16 protein-coding genes and 1 tRNA gene are annotated in these 22,415 nt (G+C 70.6%); 7 read left to right on the top strand and 10 right to left on the bottom strand.

Annotated elements, in window-relative coordinates:
- Positions 1-817: 817 nt before the first annotated feature.
- On the bottom strand, positions 818-946 hold the full coding sequence (locus Sm713_RS28335; RefSeq protein ID WP_212912861.1) for a DLW-39 family protein: 129 nt from the start codon (positions 944-946) through the stop codon (positions 818-820).
- A gap of 397 nt (positions 947-1,343) precedes the next feature.
- On the opposite strand from Sm713_RS28335, the gene Sm713_RS28330 reads away from it, so the two are divergent.
- Positions 1,344-3,341: a DUF6344 domain-containing protein gene (locus tag Sm713_RS28330; protein ID WP_212912860.1), complete on the top strand. Its 1,998-nt coding sequence runs from the start codon at positions 1,344-1,346 to the stop codon at positions 3,339-3,341.
- Between the two features lie 169 nt (positions 3,342-3,510).
- On the opposite strand, the gene Sm713_RS28325 is transcribed toward Sm713_RS28330, so the two are convergent.
- From Sm713_RS28325 to dnaA, 9 genes are all read right to left on the bottom strand, one after another.
- Positions 3,511-3,584 (bottom strand) — tRNA-Ile (locus Sm713_RS28325).
- A 261-nt stretch (positions 3,585-3,845) separates the two neighbouring features.
- Positions 3,846-4,619, bottom strand: coding sequence for a DUF3566 domain-containing protein (locus Sm713_RS28320; protein ID WP_212912859.1), 774 nt, complete (start codon positions 4,617-4,619; stop codon positions 3,846-3,848).
- A gap of 16 nt (positions 4,620-4,635) precedes the next feature.
- On the bottom strand, positions 4,636-7,374 hold the full coding sequence (gene gyrA / locus Sm713_RS28315) for a DNA gyrase subunit A (protein WP_212912858.1): 2,739 nt from the start codon (positions 7,372-7,374) through the stop codon (positions 4,636-4,638).
- 70 nt (positions 7,375-7,444) lie between these two features.
- Positions 7,445-9,595 (bottom strand): DNA topoisomerase (ATP-hydrolyzing) subunit B, encoded by a 2,151-nt coding sequence (gene gyrB / locus Sm713_RS28310; RefSeq protein ID WP_283249827.1) that lies wholly within the window; start codon positions 9,593-9,595, stop codon positions 7,445-7,447.
- A gap of 465 nt (positions 9,596-10,060) precedes the next feature.
- Entirely contained in the window at positions 10,061-10,702 is a 642-nt protein-coding gene (locus tag Sm713_RS28305) for a DUF721 domain-containing protein (protein ID WP_212912857.1), read from the bottom strand.
- Positions 10,699-12,063 carry a DNA replication/repair protein RecF gene (recF, locus tag Sm713_RS28295; RefSeq protein WP_249416746.1) on the bottom strand — a complete coding sequence of 455 codons (1,365 nt, stop codon included), beginning with the start codon at positions 12,061-12,063 and terminating at the stop codon, positions 10,699-10,701. The genes Sm713_RS28305 and recF overlap by 4 nt, the downstream gene beginning before the upstream one ends.
- A 379-nt stretch (positions 12,064-12,442) precedes the next feature.
- Positions 12,443-13,318: a phosphogluconate dehydrogenase (NAD(+)-dependent, decarboxylating) gene (gnd, locus tag Sm713_RS28290; RefSeq protein WP_212912856.1), complete on the bottom strand. Its 876-nt coding sequence runs from the start codon at positions 13,316-13,318 to the stop codon at positions 12,443-12,445.
- Between the two features lie 227 nt (positions 13,319-13,545).
- Positions 13,546-14,682 carry a DNA polymerase III subunit beta gene (gene dnaN, locus Sm713_RS28285; RefSeq protein WP_212912855.1) on the bottom strand — a complete coding sequence of 379 codons (1,137 nt, stop codon included), beginning with the start codon at positions 14,680-14,682 and terminating at the stop codon, positions 13,546-13,548.
- Between the two features lie 1,322 nt (positions 14,683-16,004).
- Positions 16,005-17,969, bottom strand: coding sequence for a chromosomal replication initiator protein DnaA (gene dnaA / locus Sm713_RS28280; RefSeq protein ID WP_212912854.1), 1,965 nt, complete (start codon positions 17,967-17,969; stop codon positions 16,005-16,007).
- A 480-nt stretch (positions 17,970-18,449) separates the two neighbouring features.
- On the opposite strand from dnaA, the gene rpmH reads away from it, so the two are divergent.
- The 6 genes from rpmH (at position 18,450) to rsmG (ending at position 22,129) form a co-directional block, all read left to right on the top strand.
- Entirely contained in the window at positions 18,450-18,587 is a 138-nt protein-coding gene (rpmH, locus tag Sm713_RS28275; protein ID WP_037911426.1) for a 50S ribosomal protein L34, read from the top strand.
- A gap of 26 nt (positions 18,588-18,613) precedes the next feature.
- Positions 18,614-18,985, top strand: a complete 372-nt coding sequence (gene rnpA, locus Sm713_RS28270) for a ribonuclease P protein component (RefSeq protein WP_212912853.1) — start codon at positions 18,614-18,616, stop codon at positions 18,983-18,985.
- On the top strand, positions 18,982-19,341 hold the full coding sequence (gene yidD, locus Sm713_RS28265) for a membrane protein insertion efficiency factor YidD (protein WP_212912852.1): 360 nt from the start codon (positions 18,982-18,984) through the stop codon (positions 19,339-19,341). Before rnpA ends, yidD begins: the two co-directional genes overlap by 4 nt.
- A gap of 3 nt (positions 19,342-19,344) precedes the next feature.
- Positions 19,345-20,778, top strand: coding sequence for a membrane protein insertase YidC (gene yidC / locus Sm713_RS28260; protein WP_212912851.1), 1,434 nt, complete (start codon positions 19,345-19,347; stop codon positions 20,776-20,778).
- A 14-nt stretch (positions 20,779-20,792) separates the two neighbouring features.
- Positions 20,793-21,305, top strand: coding sequence for a R3H domain-containing nucleic acid-binding protein (locus tag Sm713_RS28255; protein WP_212912850.1), 513 nt, complete (start codon positions 20,793-20,795; stop codon positions 21,303-21,305).
- 101 nt (positions 21,306-21,406) lie between these two features.
- The gene (gene rsmG, locus Sm713_RS28250; protein ID WP_212912849.1) at positions 21,407-22,129 is read left to right on the top strand and encodes a 16S rRNA (guanine(527)-N(7))-methyltransferase RsmG; all 723 of its coding nucleotides are present in this window, start codon (positions 21,407-21,409) and stop codon (positions 22,127-22,129) included.
- Positions 22,130-22,415: the final 286 nt, after the last annotated feature.

Below are 22,415 nucleotides of genomic sequence, written 5' to 3'. Positions count from 1 at the left end.
GCTGCTTCCGACGCCCCCGCTTCTTCCGGGGCTCAGGGCGGTCCCCGTCCCTGCCCCTATACCGGTACTGCTCCGGGCACTCCGGGGCGGCGCCGTGGGAGGGCGGGGCGCGGCCCGGTCACCGTGCCGCCGGCCCGTCGCCGTACGCCTCATCACGCGCCACATCGTGCTCCACCCCTCCGTCCCCGGTGGTCGCTCTCGGGTCGCTCTCGCCGGCCGGTCGTCGGCCCGGTGAGTCGTCGGCCCGGTGACTCGGCCGGGCCCTCCCGGCCGGATCGCTCCGCCGTGCATGCACCCTGTGCATCCGGGTGCGTGCGCGCGGCAACCGCAGCGGTGCCATCCTGCCTCCCCAGGGCGCCCACTGTCCGCATCAGCGACTCAATCACCCGTAAGGTCCGGCTTGTTCGCGGGGCGCATGCCTCCACTCGCACAACCGCTTCGCGAAATCCACGTCGCACGTCCATATCGCGATAACCCAGCCGGGCGTCCCTTGTCGCGACAACCCGCTCGGGCCTCCCATGTCGGGACGCCCATGGCGTGCATTCGCACGGTGGTCCCGCGGCGTGCTCTTTAAGCCCTATGGGCCCGTAATAAACGTCGGTTATGCGCCACCCTTGGGACAGGGTGTCCAACTCGACCCACGATCATTTGCTGGCGTTAATTCAACGGCATGGGACGGCGCCGGGGCCCCGGCTCGGAGACCGCCTCCGGAGCAGGGTGTCACGGGATCGCGACCGCCGGCCGCATCACCGGTCCGCACAGCACAGGGCCCCGGCCGCATCCGCGGCCGGGGCCCTGGTGGAATTCTCGGGGATACTCACGAACCCGTGGGCACGGAGTCGGTCGCCTCCGTCCACAGATCCTGCTCGGCGCGATCCGCCTGGATCTGGCGGTACACGAGGAACCCGCCGATGGCGGCCAGTGCGACCAGGAGGAGCTTCTTCACCGCGCGACCTCGTCTTTCCTTGACGTAGGGGACTTCTGCCGCCCGACTATACACACCGACCGATACCGATCGGTGACCTGGATGGCGGGCTGCCAGGGCCCTCGGGAGCCGCGCTCCGACGGGCTCCACGACGCCGCCGGTCACGCCCGTGCGCCCGGCGCGGACCCCCGCCGCGTTTTCCGGCGGATCCCCCGATTCCAAAGGGTCGGCGGGAGCCGTCCGTCCCCGCCTTCCTTTTTATTCTCTTACGCCATGCACCGCTATTCAGGTGGTGTTCCCGCCGCAATCGTCATGGGTCGAGCGTCGATCCCTCTCAGGTCGCCACACATACACATCATGAGGAAAGTACGCAAATCGCCTGACCCGAAAGTGAGCGGCCATGACTGGAAACAGGGCCATGAAGCTGTGGTCTGTCATCCTGACGGCATTTGTCGCGCTGCTCGCCGCCCTTGGACTCGCCTCCACGGCGCCGGCAGCCGCAGCAGTACCCCAGATCGGGGAAGCGCGCAACAGCGCTCCCAACCATGCGGCCGCCCAGTCGGTGCCGTCGCAATTCACCTCATCTTTCCTGCGTTCGTTGCCGCCGACGATCAAGCAGCGCATCGTGGCGGAGTCGCACGGCTCCGCACCGGGCTGCCGGCAGAGCGCCACCGTTCCGTCGCAGGGCGCCACCGGGCAGACCCCGGAGGCGTTGAACGACGAGACGTGCGCCCCCGATTCCAGCACCTCGGACGCCCCCTCCGCTGACCGTGCCGGGCAGAACCGCGCCGTCCCGAACAGCGCTTCCCCGGACAGCGCTTCCCCGGACAGCGCTTCCTCCGAGACGACGGCTCCCGCCGCGGCAGCACCGGCTGCGGGCCCGGTCCAGGCGGAAGGCGCCCAGGACCAGAGCCAGGCTCCTGCCCAGGACCAGGCTCAGGCACCGGCTCCGGCGCAGGACCAGGGCCAAGCCCCGGCTCAGGATCAGGTCCCCGCCCAGGCTCAGGAGCAGGCTCCGGTTGAGGACTCGGCTCAGGCTCAGGGCCAAGCCCAGGCCCAGGACCCCGCCCAGGGCGCGCCCCAGGCTGAGAACCAGGCTCAGGAGCCCGCCCAGGCTCCGGCCCAGGATGCAGCTCAGGCCCAGGCTCCGGCCCAGGACCAGGCCAGCTCCACGCAGGCCGCCGCTCCGGCTCCGGCTCCGCAGCCCGGCACCGCTCCCGTGCAACCCACCGCCGGCCCGTGGCAGTCGCCGGCTGACCAGTCCGCACAGGCACAGGTGCCGCAGGCCGGTACCGAGGTCGCCCAGCCCGCGGTGGCCCAGCCCGCGGAGGCGCAGCCCGCGGAGGCGCAGCCCGCGGAGGCGCAGCCCGCGGAGGCGCAGCCCGCGGAGGCGCAGCCCGCGGAGGCGCAGCCCGCGGAGGCGCAGCCCGCGGAGGCGCAGCCCGCGGTGGCCCAGCCCGCGGAGGCGCAGCCCGCGGAGGCGCAGCCCTCGGCGAGCCCGAGCGCCTCGGACGCACAGCCGTCGACGACCCCGAGCGCCGCCGGCGCACAGCCCGCCGAGACCTCGAACGCGCAGCCCGCACAGCCCGCCGAGGCCCCCGCCGCGGACCGCCCGGAAGGCACCCTCCCCAGCGACGCCGCGCAGCCCGCGGAAGCAGCCGCTCAGCCGTCGCAGGCCGCCCAGCCGGCCGAGACCACCCAGCCCGCCGAGAACGGCCAGCCGGCTCAGGCCACGCAGCCGTCCGAGAGCGCCCAGCCCGCGGAAGCCGGCCAGCCCGCCGAGGCCGCCCAGCCGTCGGGGACCAACCCGTCTGAGGCCGGCCAGCCGAACGAGGCGGCTCAGCCTGCCGAGGCCCCTCAGGCGAACGAGGCCAACCAGCCCGCCGAGAACGCCCAGCCGTCGCAGGAGAACCAGCCGAGCGAGGCCGCCCAGCCGAGCGAGGCCGCCCAGCCGAGCGAGAACAACCAGCAGCCCAGCGAGAACGGCCAGCCCTCGGACTCGGGCCAGCCCGCCAACACCGACCAGCAGGCCACCGAGAACGGCCAGCCGTCGCAGTCCGGCCAGCCCAGCGAGAACGGCCAGCCCTCGCAGTCGGACCAGCCGTCGCAGTCGGACCAGCCCGCCAACTCGGAACAGCCCTCCGAGGCCGACCGCCCCGGGATCGAGCGCCTGGACGACGGCTCCGACCCGACCGACCGCCCGCAGATGAACCGTCTTGAGGAGGGCACCGACCCGACCGGCGCCGACTCCGCCCAGGACGAGCCCGAGTCCAACCAGAGCGAGCCGAACCAGGGCGAGCCCCGCTCCGAGCAGGCGGACCCCAACTCCGGCCGGGGATCGAACTCCTCGTTCCGTGCCGAGGAGAAGTCGTTCACCGAGGCGCTCATGGACGTGCTCACCGGCCGCTGGTTCTGACCGGAGGCTCCTCCACCCGCCAGCGCGCACAAAGGCCCGGTAACTCGCCAGAGTTACCGGGCCTTGTGGTGTCCGGGAGTCCGGGACGGCTTTCGCGATCACGCGGAGCGGAAACGTCAGAGGCGAGATCCATCCGCGATTTCCGCGGGTGCATCTCGCCTCTCAGCGATGGGGCTAACAGGACTTGAACCTGTGGCCTCTTCCTTATCAGGGAAGCGCTCTAACCGTCTGAGCTATAGCCCCACGTCATACGGCCCGATGACCGGACCCACGCGCAATGCGCGCTGACCACTGAAGATTAGCGCACCACACGGTCAGTCCCAAAATCGATAACCGGGTCCCGCAAACCACCAGGACACCGCGGGAACGGCCACCGAACGGAGCGAGCGGAGGACCGACCGGAGGAGCGAGCGGAAGACCGACCGGGGCGGGCGCCGAGTCCACGGACCGTGAGCCACGGACCCCGAGGCCACGCCCCCGCCTCGTCCTCCCCTACTCATCGCCCTACTCGTCCTCCGCCAACGTCAGCTCCACCCCGCCCACGAACCCCGCGGAGAGGTTGTAGATGAACGCGCCGAGGGTGGCGAGGGCCGTGACCAGCACGACGTCGATCACCGCGATGATCCCGGTGAAGAGCAGGACATTCGACAGCGACAGGAAGGACTGGAGGTCGAAGCCGTTCGAGTCGTTGGACCCGGTCGCCTCCGAGATGGTGCCGCCGACGGTGGAGAACACGCCCATCGCGTCCATCACCATCCACAGCACCGCGGCCGCGACGACCGTGACGATGCCGAGCGCTATGGAGAGCAGGAAGCTGACCTTCATCACCGACCACGGGTCCGCCCTGGCCACCCGCAGCCGGGCCTTGCGGGTGCGCGGTGTGGTGCGCGCGCCGGTCCGCGGCCTGCGCACCGTGCCCGGAGGCGTCTGGTACGCCTGCGGCGGGTGGTAGGGGCCCTGCGGGGCCGACGGCTGGCGCTCGCCGGGCAGCGGGGTGCCGGGGGGCTGGGCGGCCGGGGGCGCCCCGGCCGCGGTCGCGTCGTACCCCTGGGGAGCGCCGTACCCCTCGTAGGGGCCGGCCTGCCCCTCGTAGGGGCCCGGCTGGGCGCCCGGCTGGGCCTCGTACGAACCGGCCCGGCCCTCGTACGGTCCCGCCTGGGACCCGCGGGGGTCGGTCACGGTTCTCCCGTGGGATCCATGAGGCTGCTGCGCGTCGCCGGAGCCACGGACGCCGTCTGCTCCGGTTCCGCTCGCTCCGGGGCCCGTGGCTCCGCTCACGATGACTCTCCTCGTGCTACTCGGCCGGGGGCCGGGTGTCGTCGTCCGTACCGGGGGCCTCCCGGCCCTCGGCCGGTGCGCCTCCGGCGCCGTCACCGGCGGCTTCCGCGGTGTCCGCGGCCTCCGCCGTGTCCACGGCGCTGGCCGCCTCCGCGGTGTCCACCGCCTCGGCCGCGTCCGCCGCGTCCTCAACCTCCTCGGCCTCGCGGCCGGCCTCGGCGTTGCGCGCGATGCCGACCACGGCGTCCCGCTTGCCCAGGTGGATCAGTTGGACGCCCATGGTGTCACGGCCCGTCTCCCTGATCTCGTTGACCCTTGTACGGATCACGCCGCCGCCGAGGGTGATGGCGAGGATCTCGTCGGTCTCCTCCACCACCAGCGCGCCGACGAGCGAACCGCGGTCCTCGACGATCTTGGCTGCCTTGATGCCGAGACCGCCGCGTCCCTGGATGCGGTACTCGTCGACCCGGGTCCGCTTCGCGTACCCGCCGTCGGTTGCGGTGAAGACGAAAGTACCGGGCCGGACGACATTCATCGAGAGGAGCTCGTCGCCTCCGCGGAAACTCATGCCCTTGACACCGGAGGTGGCGCGGCCCATGGGGCGCAGTGCCTCGTCGGTGGCGGTGAACCTGATGGACTGCGCCTTCTTGCTGATGAGCAGGAGGTCGTCCTCGGCGGAGACCAGCTCGGCGCCGATCAGCTCGTCGGCAGAGCCTTCGGCACCGGTGTCCATCTCACGGAGGTTGATCGCGATCACGCCGCCGGAGCGGGGTGAGTCGTAGTCCTTCAGGGGCGTCTTCTTCACCAGACCCGCCTTGGTGGCGAGGACCAGGTAGGGCACGGCCTCGTAGTCGCGGATGGCGAGGATCTCGGCGATCGACTCGTCGGGCTGGAAGGCCAGCAGGTTCGCGACGTGCTGGCCGCGCGCGTCACGGCCGGCGTCGGGCAGCTCGTAGGCCTTGGCGCGGTAGACGCGTCCCTTGTTGGTGAAGAACAGCAGCCAGTGGTGCGTGGTCGACACGAAGAAGTGGTCGACGATGTCGTCTTCCCTGAGCTTCGTGCCCCGCACGCCCTTGCCGCCGCGCTTCTGGGCCCGGTAGTCGTCGGTCTTGGTGCGCTTGACGTAGCCGCCGCGGGAGACCGTGACGACGATGTCCTCCTCGGCGATCAGGTCCTCGATGGACATGTCGCCGTCGAAGGGGACCAGCATGGTGCGGCGGTCCTCGCCGTACTTCTCGACGATCGCGGCCAGCTCCTCGCTGATGATGCCGCGCTGGCGGACCGGGGAGGCCAGGATCTCGTTGTACTCGGTGATCTTCGCCTGGAGCTCGTCGTGCTCCTGGACGATCTTCTGGCGCTCCAGGGCGGCCAGCCGGCGGAGCTGCATCTCCAGGATGGCGTTCGCCTGGATCTCGTCGATCTCCAGCAGGCCCATCAGGCCCGTGCGGGCCGTCTCGACGGTGTCGCTGCCGCGGATCAGGGAGATGACCTCGTCGATCGCGTCGAGGGCCTTCAGCAGACCGCGCAGGATGTGCGCGCGCTCCTCGGCCTTGCGCAGCCTGAAGCGGGTGCGGCGCACGACGACCTCGACCTGGTGCGCCACCCAGTGGCGGATGAACGCGTCCAGGGAGAGGGTGCGCGGCACGCCGTCGACCAGGGCCAGCATGTTGGCGCCGAAGTTGGTCTGGAGGTCGGTGTGCTTGTAGAGGTTGTTCAGGACGACCTTGGCGACCGCGTCCCGCTTGAGGACGATCACCAGGCGCTGGCCGGTGCGGGAGCTGGTCTCGTCGCGGACGTCGGCGATGCCGCCGAGCTTGCCGTCCTTGACACCGTCGGCGATCTTCTGCGCGAGGTTGTCGGGGTTGACCTGGTAGGGCAGCTCGGTGACGACCAGGCACTGGCGGCCCTGGATCTCCTCGACCTCCACCACGGCGCGCATGGTGATCGAGCCGCGGCCGGTGCGGTAGGCCTCCTCGATGCCCTTGCGGCCGACCACCAGGGCGCCGGTCGGGAAGTCGGGTCCCTTGATGCGCTCGATCAGGGCGTCGAGCAGCTCCTCGTGGCTGGCCTCCGGGTTCGCGAGGTACCACTGGGCCCCGTCGGCGACCTCGCGGAGGTTGTGCGGCGGGATGTTGGTCGCCATGCCGACCGCGATGCCCGCCGAGCCGTTGATCAGCAGGTTCGGGAAGCGGGACGGCAGGACGGTCGGCTCCTGCGAGCGGCCGTCGTAGTTGTCCGTGAAGTCGACGGTGTCCTCGTCGATGTCGCGGACCATCTCCATGGACAGCGGCGCCATCTTGCACTCGGTGTAGCGCATGGCCGCGGCGGGGTCGTTTCCCGGGGAGCCGAAGTTGCCGTTCGAGTCCACCAGCGGCATCCGCATGGACCACGGCTGGGCGAGGCGGACGAGCGCGTCGTAGATCGAGGAGTCGCCGTGCGGGTGGTAGTTGCCCATCACGTCGCCGACGACGCGGGCGCACTTGTAGAAGCCCTTCTCGGGGCGGTACCCGCCGTCGTACATGGCGTACAGCACGCGGCGGTGCACGGGCTTCAGGCCGTCGCGCACGTCCGGCAGGGCGCGCGAGACGATGACGGACATCGCGTAGTCGAGGTACGAGCGCTGCATCTCGGTCTCGAGCCCGACGGGCTCGACGCGCATGGCCAGTTCCGCGGGGTCCTCGATGCCCACGAGGCCTTCGGGGACCTTGGGTCCCTCGGGCCCCTCGGGCGGGGTGGGGGTGTTCTCGTCGGCCATTGCCGTAACTCAATCCTTTCGGACTTCTCGCATCCGTCACCGACCGGCCTCGGCCGCGTCGGGTGCGGGGTCAGATGTCGAGGAAGCGGACGTCCTTGGCGTTGCGCTGGATGAACTGGCGGCGGGCCTCGACGTCCTCGCCCATCAGCACGGAGAAGAGGTCGTCGGCCTGCGCGGCGTCGTCGAGGGTGACCTGGCCGAGGACGCGGTGCTCCTGGTCCATGGTGGTGATGCGCAGCTCCTCGGCGTTCATCTCGCCGAGGCCCTTGAAGCGCTGGACGGAGTCCTCCCTGGTGCGCTTGCCGTGCTGGCGGCCGAGCTCGATCAGGGCGTCGCGCTCGCGGTCCGAGTACGCGTACTCGAAGTCGTCGCGGCCCCACTTGATCTTGTACAGGGGCGGCCGGGACAGGAACACGTGGCCTGCCTCGACCAGCGGCCGCATGAAGCGGAAGAGGAAGGTCAGCAGCAGGGTGTTGATGTGCTGGCCGTCGACGTCGGCGTCCGCCATCAGGATGATCTTGTGGTAGCGGAGCCGCTCGATGTCGAAGTCCTCGTGCACCCCGGTGCCGAAGGCCGAGATCAGGGCCTGGATCTCCTGGTTCAGCAGGATCTTGTCGACGCGGGCCTTCTCCACGTTCAGGATCTTGCCGCGGATGGGCAGGATGGCCTGGTACTGCGGGTTCCGGCCGGACTTGGCCGAGCCGCCGGCGGAGTCGCCCTCGACGATGAAGATCTCGCACTTGGACGGGTCGTTCGACTGGCAGTCGGAGAGCTTGCCCGGCAGCGACGCGGTCTCCAGCAGGCCCTTGCGGCGGGTCAGGTCGCGCGCCTTGCGCGCGGCCACGCGCGCGGTGGCGGCCTGGATGCCCTTGCGGATGATGTCCGAGGCCTCGTTGGGGTTGCGGTCCAGCCAGTCGCTGAGGTGCTCGTGGACGACCTTCTGGACGAAGGTCTTCGCCTCGGTGTTGCCCAGCTTGGTCTTCGTCTGGCCCTCGAACTGCGGCTCGCCCAGCTTGACCGAGATGATCGCGGTCAGGCCCTCGCGGATGTCGTCGCCGGTGAGGTTGTCGTCCTTCTCGCGGAGCAGCTTCTTGTCGCGCGCGTAGCGGTTGATCAGGCCCGTCAGCGCGGCCCTGAAGCCCTCCTCGTGCGTACCGCCCTCGTGGGTGTGGATCGTGTTGGCGAACGAGTACACGCCCTCGCTGTAGCCGCTGTTCCACTGCATCGCGACCTCGACGGAGAGCATCCGCTCCCGGTCCTCGGAGTCGATGTCGATGACGGTCTCGTGGATCACCTCTCCCTTGCGGGAGTTGAGGTACTTCACGAAGTCGACGATGCCGCCCTCGTAGTAGTACGTCACCGAGCGGGCCTCGGCGGCGGTCTCGTCGACCGCCTCGCCGGCGTCCGCGCCGCTGGTGGCCTTCGCGGACTCGCGCTCGTCCGTGAGGTTGATCTTGAGGCCCTTGTTGAGGAACGCCATCTCCTGGAAGCGCCGGGAGAGCGTCTCGAACGAGTAGTCCGTGGTCTCGAAGATGTCCGGGTCGGCCCAGAAGGTGACCGAGGTGCCGGTCTCGGCCGTGGCCTCGTTGCGCTGGAGGGGGGCGGTGGGGACGCCGAGCTTGTAGTCCTGCGTCCAGCGGTAGCCGTCGGTCCTGACCTCGACGCTGACCTTGGTCGACAGGGCGTTCACCACGGAGACGCCGACGCCGTGCAGGCCGCCGGAGACGGCGTATCCGCCGCCGCCGAACTTGCCGCCCGCGTGCAGCACCGTCATCACGACCTCGACGGCCGGCTTCTTCTCGGACGGCACGATGCCCACCGGGATGCCTCGGCCGTTGTCCACCACGCGCACGCCGCCGTCGGGCAGGACCGTGACGTCGATGGTGTCGGCGAAGCCCGCGAGGGCCTCGTCGACGGAGTTGTCGACGACCTCGGTGACGAGGTGGTGCAGGCCGCGCTCGCCGGTGGAGCCGATGTACATGCCGGGCCGCTTGCGGACCGCGTCAAGACCTTCCAGGACCGTGATCGCGCTGGCGTCGTACGCGGTGGAGCCCCCGGGCTCCGCCGACCCCGCGGTCCCGGCCGCGGCCTGCGAGGCGTCCGAGGAGGTCTCTGGAACGCCCACTCGGGCCTCGGCGGAGTCGCCGTCGGCGGTGGTGGGCGGGATGTTCTCGATGGGGTTGCCGGAATCGGCCACGAAGCGCCCTTTCTGGCACAGCACAACCAGGGTCCCGGCAGGGCCGGAGCGGCTGCGGCGTGGTGCGTTGGTAAGCCTTGGTCAGCGTTGCGCAGCTGGATGCAGCGTCTGGTGGGTGATCGTCGGGTGGGTCCGGGTCGGGGTCTGTCCCGATCCGTTCGGTTCTGGGGGATGTTGCGCGGTGTGGGTCAGTGTGGGTGGACATCCTCTGGATGCGGTGTCGCTCTGCATCCCTCCGGGTACGGGGGTGCCTCAGCGTTCTCCGAAGCGCTCCCCCACGAATCGGCGAGGATTGGCTTCAGTCTACCGGTACCGCGAACCGTGGTGGGGGTTTGCGGGTACCTGAGTCCGCATGTGCCGCCCTGAACCGGCCGCCGCCGACTCCCCATATGCGGCCCCCGCCCCTAAGAGGCTCACGGCGGCACTCAGCGCTTCGGGCCGTCAACCCCCAGCTACGGGGTGGAGAGGTGACCCGAGGTGTCCTGACGGTCACCCATAGGTGTCGCGCGGGCCAACGCTGCCGGGGGCGCGCAGAGGTCCGAAACGGCGCGCAGGCGCGTGCGGTCCGAGCACCTTGATGCGCTGGACAGTGCCCTGTCCCAGGTCGGCGTTGAGGCGCGCGAGGAGCTGCGGCGCCAGCAGCCGCACCTGTGTCGCCCAGGCCGTGGAGTCGCACTGGACGGTGAGCACCCGCTGGTCGGGGGCCTCGTCATAGGAGAGGGGTTCGCAGTGGTGCGCCAGGTCCTCGCCGACGATCTGCGGCCAGCGGCCCATGACGCCGCCCACCGCGGCCGGGGTCTCCCAGGCCTGGTCGGCGATGAGCCTGTTGATGGCGGACGACAGCGGCACGGGGTCCCGGCCGTCGGCGCGCGCTCCGGACCTCAGCCCGCCCCTGCGCGCCTGCCGCTTCTGCTGGACGAGGGCGCCACGCGCGCGTGCCTCTTCCTTCGCGGCCCGCAGGGCGACGCGGGCGAGGTCGACGCCGGTGGGGGCGGGGGGTTCGTCGGGGCCGGGCGAGGCGGCGGCCGCCGGGTCCCCGGCGGGCAGGCCGGGGGCACCCTGGCCGGGGAGCCGTCCGCCGCCGAAGGCGCCCTCGCCGGACGCTCCCGGCTGCGGTGTGACGTCGCTCATACGCGCTCCACCCTCCCGTCGCTCACCGTGTACCGCCGGCCCGCGAGGACGGCCGGGACGTCGTCGTCCACCGCGGCGGTGACCAGCACCTGCTCGCCCGGGGCGACCAGCTCCGCCAGGCGTTCGCGGCGGCGGGCGTCCAGTTCGGCGAAGACGTCGTCGAGCACCAGGACCGGTTCGCCGGCGCGGCGGGCGGGCGGCTCGGGGGTCCGGGTGCGGTCGTCGGGAGGGCCGGCGGCCAGGGCGGCGGTGTCGGTCCCGGTCTCGGCCGGGGTGGCGCCCGGCGGGGCGGGGCGGCCGGGGGCCGGGGGCGCGTCCGGGGGCGCCTGCACGGCGTCCGGGTCCGGTCCGTGCGCGGGCTGCCGGGGTCCCGGCCCCGGCGCCCAGGGGTCCTCGGTGCGCAGCAGGTCGTACGACGCCAGGCGGAGCGCCAGCGCGCAGGACCAGGACTCTCCGTGGCTCGCATAGCCCTTCGCGGGCAGCCGGCCCAGCCTGAGCACCAGGTCGTCGCGGTGCGGGCCCGCCAGCGTCACGCCCCGCTCGATCTCCTGCTTGCGCGCCTGCGTGAGGGCCGCCATCAGCTGCTCGAAGAGCTCCTCGCGGGTCTCTCCCTCGCCGGGCGCGGACGGCTTGTACTCCAGGGCGACCGGGCCGCCGCCGGGCGCCAGTTGCTCGTACGCCTTGTCCGCGAGGGGCTGCAGCGCGGCGATCAGGGCGAGCCGCTGCGCCAGCAGCTCGGCGCCCGCGCGCGCGAGGTGCTGGTCCCAGACGTCCAGCGTCGACAGGTCCGCCCCCAGGCTCGAACCCGCTCGCCCGGGAGGTGCCCCCGTCCGCCCGCCGTGCCTGCGGGCGAGCGCTGCGGACTTCAGCAGGGTGTTGCGCTGCTTGAGCACGCGCTCGTAGTCGGCGCGCACCCCCGCCATGCGCGGCGCGCGCGCCGTGACCAGCTCGTCGAGGAACCGGCGGCGCTCGCCGGGGTCGCCCTTCACCAGCGCCAGGTCCTCCGGCGCGAACAGCACCGTCCGGACGATGCCCAGCACATCACGGGGCCTGACCTGCGACGACCTGTTGATCCGGGCGCGGTTGGCCTTGCCGGGGTTGAGTTCGAGCTCGATCAGCTGCTGGCGCTCGCCCTGGCGGACCGCGGCCCGGATGACGGCGCGCTCCGCGCCCATGCGGACCAGCGGCGCGTCCGAGGCGACCCGGTGGCTGCCGAGCGTGGCCAGGTAGCCGACGGCCTCGACGAGGTTGGTCTTGCCCTGGCCGTTGGGGCCGACGAAGGCGGTGACGCCCGGTTCGAGCGGCACGTCGACCGCCGGGTACGAGCGGAAGTCGGCGAGCGAGAGATGCGTGAGGTGCATGGTCGGCGCCGGCCTCCCCCTGATGTCGCTCGGTGTCGCTGACGTACGGATGTCACCGGGGCCCCTGGGAACCACGGGTGCGCCCGGGTGGGCGATGCTAGTGCCACGCGCCGGCACGCGCGGCGTGGGCACCCCGAACGATCCCGAGAAGTCGGCGCCCGGCGGACCCGCGGGCGCCGGGCGGCGCACCCCGGGGCCGGCCGGCGCGCGGTCCCACGGCCGGGGTCAGCCCCTGGCACGGACGGGAGCGCCACTGCGGTGGGGTCCGGACCCCGTCCGTGCGAGCACCCGCCCCTGCGGGCGCGCCCGTCCGTGCCGGCGGCTCGGACCCGTCGGCCCAGCTCAGGCCTTCCCGACCGTACAGGCCTTCCGAACCGTCTCAGGCCTTCTCGACCTGGTGGCCGCCGAACTGGTTGCGCAGCGCCGCGATCATCTTCATCTGCGGGGAGTCCTCCTGGCGGGAGGCGAAGCGCGCGAAGAGCGACGCGGTGATGGCGGGCAGCGGAACGGCGTTGTCGATGGCGGCCTCCACCGTCCACCGGCCCTCGCCTGAGTCCTGGGCATAGCCCTTGAGGGTCTCCAGGTGCTCGTCGTCGTCGAGTGCCTTGACGGCGAGGTCGAGCAGCCAGGAGCGGATGACGGTGCCGGACTGCCAGGAGCGGAAGACCTCGCGGACGTCGGTCACCGAGTGGACGGCCTCCAGCAGCTCCCAGCCCTCGGCGAAGGCCTGCATCATGGCGTACTCGATGCCGTTGTGGACCATCTTGGCGAAGTGGCCCGCGCCGACCTTGCCGGCGTGCACGGCGCCGAACTCGCCCTCGGGCTTGAGCGCGTCGAAGATCGGCTGCACCTTGGCGACGCTGTCCTCGTCGCCGCCGTACATCAGCGCGTAGCCCTGCTCCAGGCCCCAGATGCCGCCGGAGACGCCGCAGTCGACGAAGCCGATGCGCTTGAGGCCGAGCTCGACGGCGTGCTTCTCGTCGTCCGACCAGCGGGAGTTGCCGCCGTCCACGACCACGTCACCGGGCTGCAGGAGCCCTGCCAGCTCGTCTATGGTCGCCTGCGTCGGGGCGCCGGCGGGCACCATCACCCAGACCACCCTGGGCCCCTTGAGCTGGGACACCATCTCTTCCAGGCTGCCGACATCGGCGACGTCCGGGTTGCGGTCGTACCCGATGACGGTGTGGCCGGCGCGGCGAATGCGCTCGCGCATGTTGCCGCCCATCTTGCCGAGGCCGACGAGACCGAGCTCCATCAGTGATCCTTAAGTAGCGACGTCACGTACGGGGTCCCCCGGCTTCGAGCGCGGCCGAGAGCTGGGGGGGGGAGGCGCTTTCGTATCCCTCCTGAGACTACGCCCGGTGCTTCATGCACACCTGTGGGCTCAGCCGCTCAGGCGTCACCCGAGCGGTCGGGGGAACGGGCCTCCGTGGCGCCCGCAGAGCCGGGCCCGGATCGGCTCGGCCCTGCGGCGGGACGGGCTCAGCCCGACAGGCGCACCGGCATGATCAGGTACTTGTAGGCGTCGTCGACCTCGGCGTCCAGCGCGGCCCTGCCGCCCAGCAGCGCCGGCTTGGTGGACGTGGTGAACGAGAGCTGGGCGACGGGCGAGTCGATGGCGCTGAGGCCGTCCAGCAGGAACGTCGGGTTGAAGGCGATGGAGATGTCGTCGCCCTCGAGCTTGGCGTCGACCCTTTCCACAGCCTGTGCATCGTCGCTGGAACCGGCCTCCAGGGTGAGCACGCCCTGCTCGAAGCTGAGCCGGACGGGGGTGTTCCGCTCGGCCACCAGGGCGACGCGCTTGACGGCCTCCACGAAGGGGGAGGTCTCGATCACCGCCACGGAGTTGAACTCCGTGGGGAAGAGCGTGCGGTACTTGGGGAGGTCGCCTTCGAGGAGCCGGGTCGTGGTGCGCCGTCCGGCGCCCTCGAAACCGATCAGGCCCTCCCCGGCGCCGGAGCCGGAGCCGGACAGGGCGATGGTGACGCTGTCGCCGCTCGTGAGCGCCTTGGCGGTGTCCAGGAGCGTCTTGGCGGGCACCAGGGCGACCGCGGAGGCGTCGGCCGACTCCGGCTTCCACAGGAACTCGCGGACGGCGAAGCGGTAGCGGTCGGTGGACGCCAGGGTGACGGTGTCGCCCTCGATCTCGACGCGGACGCCCGTGAGCACCGGGAGGGTGTCGTCGCGGCCGGCGGCGATGGCGACCTGGGCGGCGGCCGAGGCGAAGACCTCGCCGGGGACGATGCCGGTCGCGGACGGCATCTGCGGCAGCGACGGGTACTCCTCCACAGGCAGGGTGTGGAGGGTGAAGCGGGAGGAGCCGCAGACCACGGTCGCCCGTACACCGTCTGTGGAAATCTCCACCGGGCGGTTGGGGAGGGCGCGGCAGATGTCGGCCAGCAGGCGGCCGGAGACGAGGACGGTGCCCTCCTCCTCGACCTCGGCGTCCACCGAGACCCGGGCCGAGACCTCGTAGTCGAAGCTGGAGAGGCTGAGTGCGCCGTCGTCGGCCTTCAGCAGGAGGCCGGCGAGGACAGGCGCCGGCGGACGGGCCGGGAGGCTGCGCGCCGCCCAGGCCACTGCCTCCGCGAGTACGTCGCGTTCCACCCGGATCTTCACCGTAAGCCGCCTCCTGCTGTGGCCGGCTGTGTGGTGCCGGCCTCTCTCTGCTGTTGCCTCTGCTGCCGCCGGTGCGTTCCGCCCCGGCCGTGCCGTCTGGTCGCGATCCGCCGTCTGACTCGGTGTCGGCTCCTCCCGTACGGGGAAGAACACCGGGGAACAGTCTGGCGCACAGCACTGACACTAGGAGCCCGTCGGGGTCAAGTCATGCCGCCCCGCTCTGGAGCGCCGTGTCGCCGCGAGCCGCGAGTTGTGCACAGCCCCCACTTCGAAACGGATTCCCTACTCTCTCCAAGTGGGAGTAGTAGTAGGGCCTGTGGAAACCGTGGATAACCCCGTTTACGCAGCTCAGAGCGCATATTTTGTCCACCGTGCCTGTGGGCGGAGCCCGTGGACAACCCCGGGTTTCTGTGGACGGGGGAAAGTTCTGCACACCCGATGCACAGGGCGGAGCCACTTCTCCCCAGCGGCGTCCCCAGGTTTACCCACGTTGCCCACAGGCCATGCGAGCCCCTCGATGTGACGCCTTTCACTCGACCCGGTGAGAGCGCGCGTTGTGTTGCCGAACAGTGGACAGCGCTGTGGAGAAGCTGGGCAAAGCTGGGGACAACCGCCCACAGCCTGTGGGCGGCCGGTGGACAACGGACGGGAGGCACTGTGGACGGCGCCGCCGTCCACAGTCTGTGGAGGGAGGTTGTCCACGAATCCACAGGTGGTTGACCTGGAACGAGGGATCTCGGACCCCCTCCGCTGTGGACGCCATCTGGACAACTCCGCCCTCCCCAGGGTGTGGACGGCAAGAAGTCCCCGAATCTGTGGAGAACACCCGTGTCCCCCCGACTAATCGAACAGCCGAGGAAGGGGGGCGGCGAGAGCGCCGCGGGGTGGGCAGTGCGCTACGGCAGCGGAAGGCGCCTGCCCCGGTCCGGGACGAGATCGGGCGCGGCCGCTTGGCAGCCGTTTGATCGGGGCGCAGCCCCGCTTCGAAGGGGCGCGGGGAACGGCGCGAGCAAGCACCACTGCCAGGTGGTCCGGAAACGACCGACACCACCCCACCGGCCCGATGAAAGGGGCGCAGCCCCGCCTGGAAAGGGCCGCGAGGACCGCCACGAGGAAGAGGAAGCGGTCGCCGCAAGGCAGAAGCCCACCGCAAGGCAGAAGCCCGCCGCAAGGCAGAAGCCCGCCGCAAGGCAGAAGCCCGCCGCAAGGCAGAAGCCGGCCGCAAGGCAGAAGCCCGCCGGGCCCCGGAGACCGAACCGCGGAAAGGCCCCCCGGGGACACCGGAGCACCACGGGAACCCGGCACTCCGGCGGCGTAGCCGCCTACCCGTTCTTGATGCGGTTCGTCAGCTCCGTCACCTGGTTGTAGATCGACCGCCGCTCCGCCATCAACGCCCGGATCTTCCGATCGGCATGCATCACCGTCGTATGGTCCCGCCCCCCGAACTGCGCACCGATCTTCGGCAGCGACAGATCCGTGAGCTCACGGCAGAGGTACATCGCGATCTGCCGCGCGGTCACCAGCACCCGGCTCCGCGACGACCCGCACAGGTCCTCGACCGTGAGGCCGAAGTAGTCCGCCGTGGCCGCCATGATCGCGGTCGTGGTGATCTCCGGGGAGGCGTCCTCGCCACCCGGGATGAGGTCCTTGAGGACGATCTCCGTGAGGCCGAGGTCCACCGGCTGCCTGTTGAGCGAGGCGAACGCCGTGATGCGGATCAGCGCGCCCTCCAGCTCGCGGATGTTCCGCGAGATCCGCGAGGCGATGAACTCCAGCACCTCCGGCGGAGCGTTCAGCTGCTCCTGGACCGCCTTCTTGCGGAGGATCGCGATCCGGGTCTCCAGCTCGGGCGGCTGGACGTCGGTGATCAGGCCCCACTCGAAGCGGTTGCGCAGCCGGTCCTCCAGGGTCACCAGCTGTTTGGGCGGGCGATCCGAGGACAGCACGATCTGTTTGTTCGCGTTGTGGAGCGTGTTGAACGTGTGGAAGAACTCCTCCTGCGTCGACTCCTTGTCCGCGAGGAACTGGATGTCGTCGACCAGCAGGATGTCCATCTCCCGGTAGCGCTTGCGGAAGCTGTCGCCCTTGCCGTCGCGGATGGAGTTGATGAACTCGTTGGTGAACTCCTCCGAGCTGACGTACCGCACGCGCGTGCCCGGGTACAGGCTGCGGGCGTAGTGCCCGATCGCGTGCAGCAGGTGCGTCTTGCCGAGGCCGGACTCCCCGTAGATGAACAGCGGGTTGTACGCCTTGGCGGGCGCCTCCGCGACGGCCACCGCGGCGGCGTGCGCGAAACGGTTCGAGGCACCGATGACGAACGTGTCGAAGAGGTACTTCGGGTTCAGCCGGGCCGTCGGCTCACCGGGCCCCGGAGCGGGCGCGGGCTGAGCCGCGAGCGGACCGGGCGCGCCGCTGGGCGCCGGCAGCGACACGCCACCGGGACCGCCGCGCACCCCGCCGGGCCCCCCGGGACCACCGGCACCGGGCATGCCGGGCCCGCGCATCCCCGCGGACGCCGGCTCGGGCCGCTCGCCACGAGCGGCGCCCGAGGCGTAGTCGGACCTGCCCTCGTATCCGGGACGGGCCGGCTGGTACTCGGAACGGCCCGACTCGTACTCGGAACGCCCTGACTCGTAGTCGCCGTGCTGCTGCTCGTAAGCGGAGCGCTCGGGGGTGTACGCGGAGCGCTCCCGCTCGTAGCCGCGGCGCTCGCCCTCGTACCCGGGGCGGCCCTGCTCGTACGGGGAGTGCTCGGGGGACGCCTGGTGGTAGTCGCGGCCCGGCTGCTGGGCGGAGGTGGCGTACGGGTCCCGTTCGGGGAAGCCGAGCCGGGGCTGCTGCCAGGCGAGGTCGTCAGCGGACCGGGGCCAGCCGCCGGTCTCGCGGCGCTCGTACTCCTCCGGGTACGCGGGGCGTGCGGTGGGGAGCTGGTCCGCGCGGGGCGGCAGCTCCGGCTCCTCGTAGCGCTGCGGGGGTACGGGACTCGGGGACGGCTTCGGGGGCTCCCCCGCGGACTCGTCGACGGTGATCGCGATGCGGATCGGGCGGCCGCACTCCTGGCTCAGCGTGTCGCTGACGACCGGCGCGAGCCTGCCTTCCAGTACGCCCTTCGCGAATTCGTTGGGCACGGCGAGCAGGGCGGTGTCGGCCACCAGCGCCAGGGGCTGGCAGCGCCTGATCCAGTGCTCGTCCTTCGCCTCGACGCTGTGCTGGCCCCGGCCCTCTCCGAGGAGCTGCTCGAGAACTCGTGGCCACACTGCGGCAAGATCTGCAGGTACGTCAGCCACAGGGCACGCTCTCTCACAGGTCCCGCGCACGGATGCCGCGCGGGACGGGTCGGTAGATCTTGAGGAGCCCGGGGAAGGACTCGGGCCGAGGGGCGCTCGGGGCTCTCGACAGGGTGGCGCAACTGACGACGAGGGGTCGCCGGGTCATGGAATGGAACGGACGAATCGGAGTCCAGCCACGGTAGTCAGGGCGCCCGTACGGTTCAAGTTGTTGTCCACAGGCTGTGCATAGTGTCTCGCAGGAGACGCGGGGCCCTGCACCGCGGTTGCTGGTTTGACCCAATGGCCTAGGCCGCCGTACCGTTACGAGGTCGAGTTGTCGATGGCTGCTGCCGCATGCCTGTGAAGAGCTTTCACTGGGTGAAGACCACACAGAGTGGTCGGCAAGCGGTGCACCTGGGCGTAGGCGAGCTAATCGTGGGCGCACGGTGACGGCCACGCGACGGCCGTCATCCACCGACACCCTTCTGGAGCCCCCGAGTGAGCAAGCGCACCTTCCAGCCGAACAACCGTCGCCGCGCGAAGACCCACGGCTTCCGGCTGCGTATGCGCACCCGTGCCGGCCGCGCGATCATCGCGTCCCGCCGTGGCAAGGGTCGCGCGCGCCTGTCGGCCTGAGCGTCTGAGCTGAGGCCGATGTCGCCGTGCTGCCTACCGAGCATCGGCTGAGGCGGCCCGAGGACTTCGCGACCGCGGTACGACGGGGACGCCGGGCCGGGCGCCCGCTCCTCGTCGTCCACCTCCGCAGCGGTGCAACGGACCCGCACGCGGCCGGGGAAACCGTTCCCCCGGCGCGTGCGGGTTTCGTCGTGAGCAAAGCTGTGGGCGGAGCCGTGACGCGAAACACAGTGAAACGAAGGCTTCGGCACTTGATGCGGGACCGATTGGCTCTCCTGCAGGCCGGTAGCCTGGTAGTCGTGCGAGCGTTGCCCGGCGCGGGCGACGCGGACCACGCACAGCTGGCCCGAGACCTGGACGCCGCTCTTCAGCGATTGCTGGGAGGGGGTGCGCGATGAAGTACCCACTGCTCGCCCTGATCAAGTTGTATCAGTGGACGATAAGCCCGTTGCTGGGGCCTGTGTGCAAGTACTACCCGTCGTGCTCCCACTACGGATACGAGGCCATCGACCGGCATGGTGCGGTCAAGGGCACGGCACTGACCGCCTGGCGCATCCTGCGCTGCAACCCTTGGTCGCTCGGTGGCGTGGATCACGTACCACCGCGTAAGCGTCCACGATGGCACGAAATGCTGCGTGACGCATGGCGTACACGCAAGGGCGGGCCTTCCGCCGCCGGCGAGCCTTCCGGGGACCACCCCGCCGAGACCCAGAGCCCGGTCGCCGAGACCCCGACCCATGCGCAAGGAGCCTGATTAGTGGACAGCATTGCCAGCCTGTTTAGCTTTATCACGACACCCGTTTCCTGGGTCATCGTTCAGTTCCACACGCTGTTCGGTGCGATCTTCGGTCCCGATACGGGGCTGGCCTGGGGCCTGTCCATCGTGTCCCTCGTGGTTCTGATCCGGATCTGCCTGATCCCGCTCTTCGTGAAGCAGATCAAGGCGACCCGCGCCATGCAGACGCTGCAGCCTGAGATGAAGAAGATCCAGGAGCGCTACAAGAGCGACAAGCAGCGTCAGTCCGAAGAGATGATGAAGCTGTACAAGGAGTCGGGCACCAACCCGCTCTCCTCGTGCCTTCCCATCCTGGCCCAGTCGCCGTTCTTCTTCGCCCTCTACCACGTACTCAGCGGTATCGCCTCCGGCAAGACCATCGGCGTGATCGACCAGCCGCTGCTGCAGAGCGCGCAGAAGGCGCATATCTTCGGCGCCCCGCTGGCCGCGAAGTTCCTGGACAGCTCCGACAAGGTCGCCCAGCTCGGCGCCTCGCTGACGGATGTCCGGGTCGTGACCGCGGTCATGATCATCCTGATGTCGTTCTCGCAGTTCTACACGCAGCGGCAGCTGATGACGAAGAACGTCGACACCACGGTGAAGACGCCCTTCATGCAGCAGCAGAAGATGCTCATGTACGTCTTCCCGCTGATCTTCGCCGTCTTCGGCATCAACTTCCCGGTCGGTGTGCTCGTCTACTGGCTGACCACCAACGTGTGGACCATGGGCCAGCAGATGTACGTGATCCACAACAACCCGACCCCGGGTTCCAAGGCCCAGGCCTCCTACCTGGAGCGGCTGCACAAGCACATCGCGGAGCACGGCAAGAGCAGCAGGCGTCGCGACCGCGCCATCATCAAGGCCATCGTCGCCAAGGGCCGGGACCGCAACGAGTTCGAGCGGAAGTTCATCAACGGGCTCAACAAGGCCGGGCTGGCCGCTCAGGCCGACGGCACGGTGGTGTCCAGCGAGAGCGTGAAGGCCGCTGCGGGCGTGGAGAGCGCGGTGGACGGCGGTACGGGCCCGGCGGCCGGTGGCGGCGCTCCTCGGCGCCAGCAGCCCAAGCGGCAGTCCAAGTCCCAGCGGCAGTCCGGTGGCGGCGCCCAGTCCGGCGGTGGCGCCCAGTCCGGTGGCGGTGCCCAGGGCTCCGGTGGGGCCAAGCCTGCCGGGGGCGGCAAGCCCGGCGAGGGCGAGGAGACGCAGGGCTCGGGGGGCGGCAAGCCCGAGGAGCAGAGGTCCGCAGCCGGGAAGCCCTCGCTGGAGAAGCAGGGGAACGACGACCGAGGAGAGCCCCAGGACGCCAAGGCGCCGTCCAAGCCGGCCCGCAGCCGGGCGTCGTCCGGCGGTAACGGCCGCCAAGCCAAGTCCGGACAGCGCAAGGGCCAGCAGCGGCCCAAGCACCCGTCCAAGAAGTAAGAAGGAGTCCATCCGTGACGGAAGGCACCACCGAGGCCGCTGCCGAGGCGGACGACAGTCTGACCCGCCTGGAGCAAGAGGGCGAGATCGCCGCTGACTACCTGGAAGGCCTGCTGGACATCGCCGACCTCGACGGCGACATCGATATGGATGTCGAGGCCGACCGGGCCTCGGTGTCGATCATCAGCGACGCCGGCAGCCGTGATCTGCAGAAGCTGGTCGGGCGCGAGGGCGAGGTGCTGGAGGCTCTCCAGGAGCTCACCCGCCTCGCCGTGCACCGCGAGACCGGCGACCGCAGCCGGCTGATGCTGGACATCAGCGGCTACCGCGCCAAGAAGCGCTCCGACCTGTCCGAGCTGGGCGCGAAGGTCGCTGCGGACGTGAAGAGCTCCGGCGAGCCGGTCCGGCTGGACCCGATGACCCCCTTTGAGCGCAAGGTGGTGCACGACGCGGTGAAGGCCGCCGGCCTTCGCAGCGAGTCCGAGGGTGAGGAACCCCAGCGCTTTGTCGTGGTGCTCCCCGCCTGATCGTCGAGTACCTCCGGCCCCGTCTGTTCGCAGGCGGGGCCGATCTTTGCCAGCCTGATAGTCACCAGCCGTGCGCGGCACGGTACGGAAGGACGGTCCCCGTGACGGAGGTAGCTGAGCTCCCCCCGGCGCCCGAGGCGGCGCGAGCGATCTTCGGCGAACGGTTGCCGGACGCGATTCGTTATGGAGAGCTGCTCGCCGATGTCGGGGTGCGGCGCGGCTTGATCGGCCCGCGTGAGGTGCCCCGGCTCTGGGAGCGCCACCTGCTCAATTGCGCGGTGCTCTCCGAGGTCGTACCCGAGGGCGTATCGGTCTGCGATGTGGGCTCGGGAGCCGGCCTCCCCGGCATTCCTCTGGCGCTGGTCCGTCCCGACCTGAAGATCACGCTCCTGGAGCCGCTGCTGCGCCGTACCAACTTCCTGGGCGAGGTCGTGGAGCTGCTGGGGCTCGACCATGTGAGCGTGGTGCGGGGCCGGGCCGAGGAGGTCCTCGGCACCGTGACGCCCGTCCATGTGGTCACGGCCCGCGCCGTGGCTCCACTCGACCGGCTGGCGGGGTGGGGCGTGCCGCTGCTGCGGCCGTACGGGGAGATGCTGGCGCTCAAGGGCGACACCGCGGAGCAAGAGGTGAAGGGAGCCCGAGCGGCGCTCAGCAAACTCGGTGCCGTCGAGACCTCCGTGCTGCATGTTGGTGAAGGTCTCGTGGATCCTCCGGCCACGGTGGTGCGGGTCGAGGTCGGGGAGAGCCCGGGTGGAGTGAGGTTCGCTGCGAAGCGCGCCAAGGCGGCCCGGACGGGGCGCTCGCGACGTCGACGGTCACCGTGATCATGGTTCCGCCCTGGTCGGAGTCATGATCACGGAATGATTACGTGGTCGGTCTTCCCTCCTGGGGTTGAATTCGGGGCCGACGGTCATCCGTCTTGGCGATAGGCCGTACTCCACACAAGCTGCCGAAACTACACATCTCGGAGTGTCGCGCGGACGTGACGTTGACCTCTCGGCATCGTGTTTCACGTGAAACGTCGCTCACTTCTGCATGGCATCATCAGTCGGGGTCGCGCTGCGGCTCACCCGCGTGACCGGAGGCCCCTAGGGGCTCTGGGGTCACCCG

The organism is Streptomyces sp. TS71-3, assembly GCF_018327685.1.
In the GTDB taxonomy this organism is placed as follows: Bacteria; Actinomycetota; Actinomycetes; order Streptomycetales; family Streptomycetaceae; genus Streptomyces.
Note: the sequence above shows the minus strand (reverse complement) of the source record. Positions and strands in the feature narration are given on the sequence as shown.

What these genes read in the sequence shown, in the direction of transcription:
- gyrA (WP_212912858.1), bottom strand. Translation starts at nt 7,374, where the DNA reads ATGGCCGACGAGAACACCCCCACCCCGCCCGAGGGGCCCGAGGGACCC.
- yidD (WP_212912852.1), top strand. Translation starts at nt 18,982, where the DNA reads ATGAAGTACCCACTGCTCGCCCTGATCAAGTTGTATCAGTGGACGATA.
- Sm713_RS28305 (WP_212912857.1), bottom strand. Translation starts at nt 10,702, where the DNA reads ATGAGCGACGTCACACCGCAGCCGGGAGCGTCCGGCGAGGGCGCCTTC.
- Sm713_RS28330 (WP_212912860.1), top strand. Translation starts at nt 1,344, where the DNA reads ATGAAGCTGTGGTCTGTCATCCTGACGGCATTTGTCGCGCTGCTCGCC.
- gnd (WP_212912856.1), bottom strand. Translation starts at nt 13,318, where the DNA reads ATGGAGCTCGGTCTCGTCGGCCTCGGCAAGATGGGCGGCAACATGCGC.
- recF (WP_249416746.1), bottom strand. Translation starts at nt 12,063, where the DNA reads ATGCACCTCACGCATCTCTCGCTCGCCGACTTCCGCTCGTACCCGGCG.